At 58.0% G+C, this 2,292-nt stretch carries 2 protein-coding genes; both read right to left on the reverse strand.

The features are described 5' to 3' along the window. Positions 1-45: 45 nt before the first annotated feature. Positions 46-837 (reverse strand): IS21-like element helper ATPase IstB, encoded by a 792-nt coding sequence (istB, locus tag AC1DYQ_RS22815; protein ID WP_477688713.1) that lies wholly within the window; start codon positions 835-837, stop codon positions 46-48. Then, positions 827-2,292: IS21 family transposase (gene istA / locus AC1DYQ_RS22820; RefSeq protein WP_477688714.1), on the reverse strand; the 1,466-nt coding region annotated here is incomplete at its 5' end. The genes istA and istB, both read right to left, overlap by 11 nt.

Consider the following 2,292-nt stretch of genomic DNA (forward strand, 5'->3'; position numbering starts at 1 on the left):
ATCTTGACCCAATCTTGACCCACACTCTTTGTGAGCAGAAGGTGCTCACGATGTGGATAAGTTCTTGATCTTCTCCTTTTTGGGCTGAGTCTTTGCAGAGCTGTTTTTGAACCGATAGCTGTCGTTTCCAGTCTCAAGGATATGACATCTGTGGGTGAGCCGATCCAGAAGAGCAGTCGTCATTTTTGCATCACCAAAGACACTCGCCCATTCCCCAAAGCTCAAATTGGTCGTAATTACGACACTGGTTCTTTCGTAGAGCTTGGATAGCAAGTGAAAGAGCAGTGCACCTCCAGACTCGCTGAAAGGCAGGTAGCCCAGCTCATCCAGGACCACCAGATCCACGTACATCAACCGATGGGCGATCTGTCCTGTATTGCCATTCGACTTCTCAACTTCTAGAGCATTGACCAGCTCGATCGTGGAGAGAAACCTGACACGCAGGTGGTGATGCTCAATAGCCTGAACCCCTATCGCGGTAGCCAAATGAGTCTTTCCGGTACCTGGGCCACCAACCAAAACTATGTTTTGAGCTTTCTCGAGGAAGTCGCACCGATGCAACTGGCGCACCATGGCCTCGTTCACCTCGCTGTGGCTGAAGTCAAAGCCGGCCAGATCCCGGTATGCGGGGAACCTGGCCAACTTCATCTGGTAGGCCATGGAGCGTACTTCGCGTTCCGCGGTTTCGGCTTTGAGCAGCTGGGCAAGAATCGGCTGTGCCGCCTCGAATGCAGGCGCTCCTTGATCCCCCAGCTCGGCTACAGCCTGGGCCATGCCGTGCATTTTGAGTCCCTTTAGAAGGGCCACGATTGAGTTTGAGGCGGAATCACGTGCCATGGCGCCGCTCCTGGTTCTCTTCGACCTCGCGAAGCGAGTCATAGCGTCCGACGTTGGCCTGCGGTTCCCTGGCCAGCTTCAGTGCCTGCGGGGCGATGACTTCGGGAACGGCCGTCTTTCCGTCCACCAGCCGGTGCAGCACGTTCAGGATATGCGTCTTGGTTGGAACTCCAGCATCCAGGGAGGTCTCTATGGCTGCCAGCACCGCTTGCTCGTCATGCTGCAGCACAAGCGCCAGGATTTCGACCATCTCGCGATCCCCGCCGGCCTTCTTGAGGAGCACTGCCTGCAACCGCTTGAAGGCGACTGGGAATTCGGTGAATGGAGCGCCGTTCCTCAAGGCACCAGGTTTGCGCTGCAGCACAGCCAGGTAGTGGCGCCAGTCATAGATGGTTTGCCCTGTCCCGTCGTGGCGGCGATCGATGATTCTTGTGTGCTCACAGACCACCCGTCCCTCCGCAGCAACAACCAGGCGGTCGGAGTAAATCCTAAGACTTACAGGTCGATTGGCGAACGATGCCGGAACACTGTACCGGGTGCGTTCATGCGTCACGAGACAGGTCGGTGAGACGCGCTTGGTGTGCTCAACGAACCCATCGAAGGCGGGTGGAGGCGGCATAAGGAAGGGCTTTTCCTGGGCCCACACGTCGGCCACCGTGCCTGGCAGCTTGCCGTGAAGGATCTCCTTCCAGAGGGCCTTGCAGCGCATCTCGAGCCATTCGTTGAGTTCTACCAACGTGCCGAACGCCGGCATGGGCTGCCAGAGGCGATGGCGGGAATCGCGTACGTTCTTTTCAATCTGGCCCTTTTCCCAGCCGGAGGCAGGGTTGCAGAACTCGGCCTCGAAGAGGTAGTGGTTCACCATGGCATTGAAGCGGGCGTTGACGTCCCGATCTTTGCCGCTGCGAACCTTGTCCACGGCCGTCTTCATGTTGTCGTAGATGCCGCGCTTTGGCACGCCGCCCAGCACACCAAAGGCGTGGTTGTGGGCGTCGAAGAGCATCTCGTGCGTCTGCAGCAGATAGGCCCGTACGCTGAAGGCCCGGCTATGGCTAAGCTTGAAATGTGCCACCTGCAGCTTGGTGCGCTCGCCGGCGATCATCGCCCAGTCCTCGCTCCAGTCGAACTGGAACGCTTCCCCTGGCCCAAATACCAGCGGGATGAATGTGCCGCGGCCGGCAGTTTTAAGCGCCTCCTGGCGTTCGGTGGACCATTTCCGGTAGAAAGCCGCCACCCTTCCATACGAACCGTCGAACCCGAGGGATACCAAATCTGTGTGGATCTGCCTCAAAGTGCGCCGCTGTTTCCGCGATTTTGTTGCCTCGATTACCAGCCAGGTGGCCAGCTTCTCGGCGTAGGGATCGAGCTTGCTTGAGCTGACCCGTCTTGGGTACTTAGGCTCGCTCTCCTCTGATCGCAGGTGCTTCTTCACGGTGTTGCGAGCCAGGCCTGTAC

This window comes from Polaromonas sp. P1_F4 (assembly GCF_056405675.1).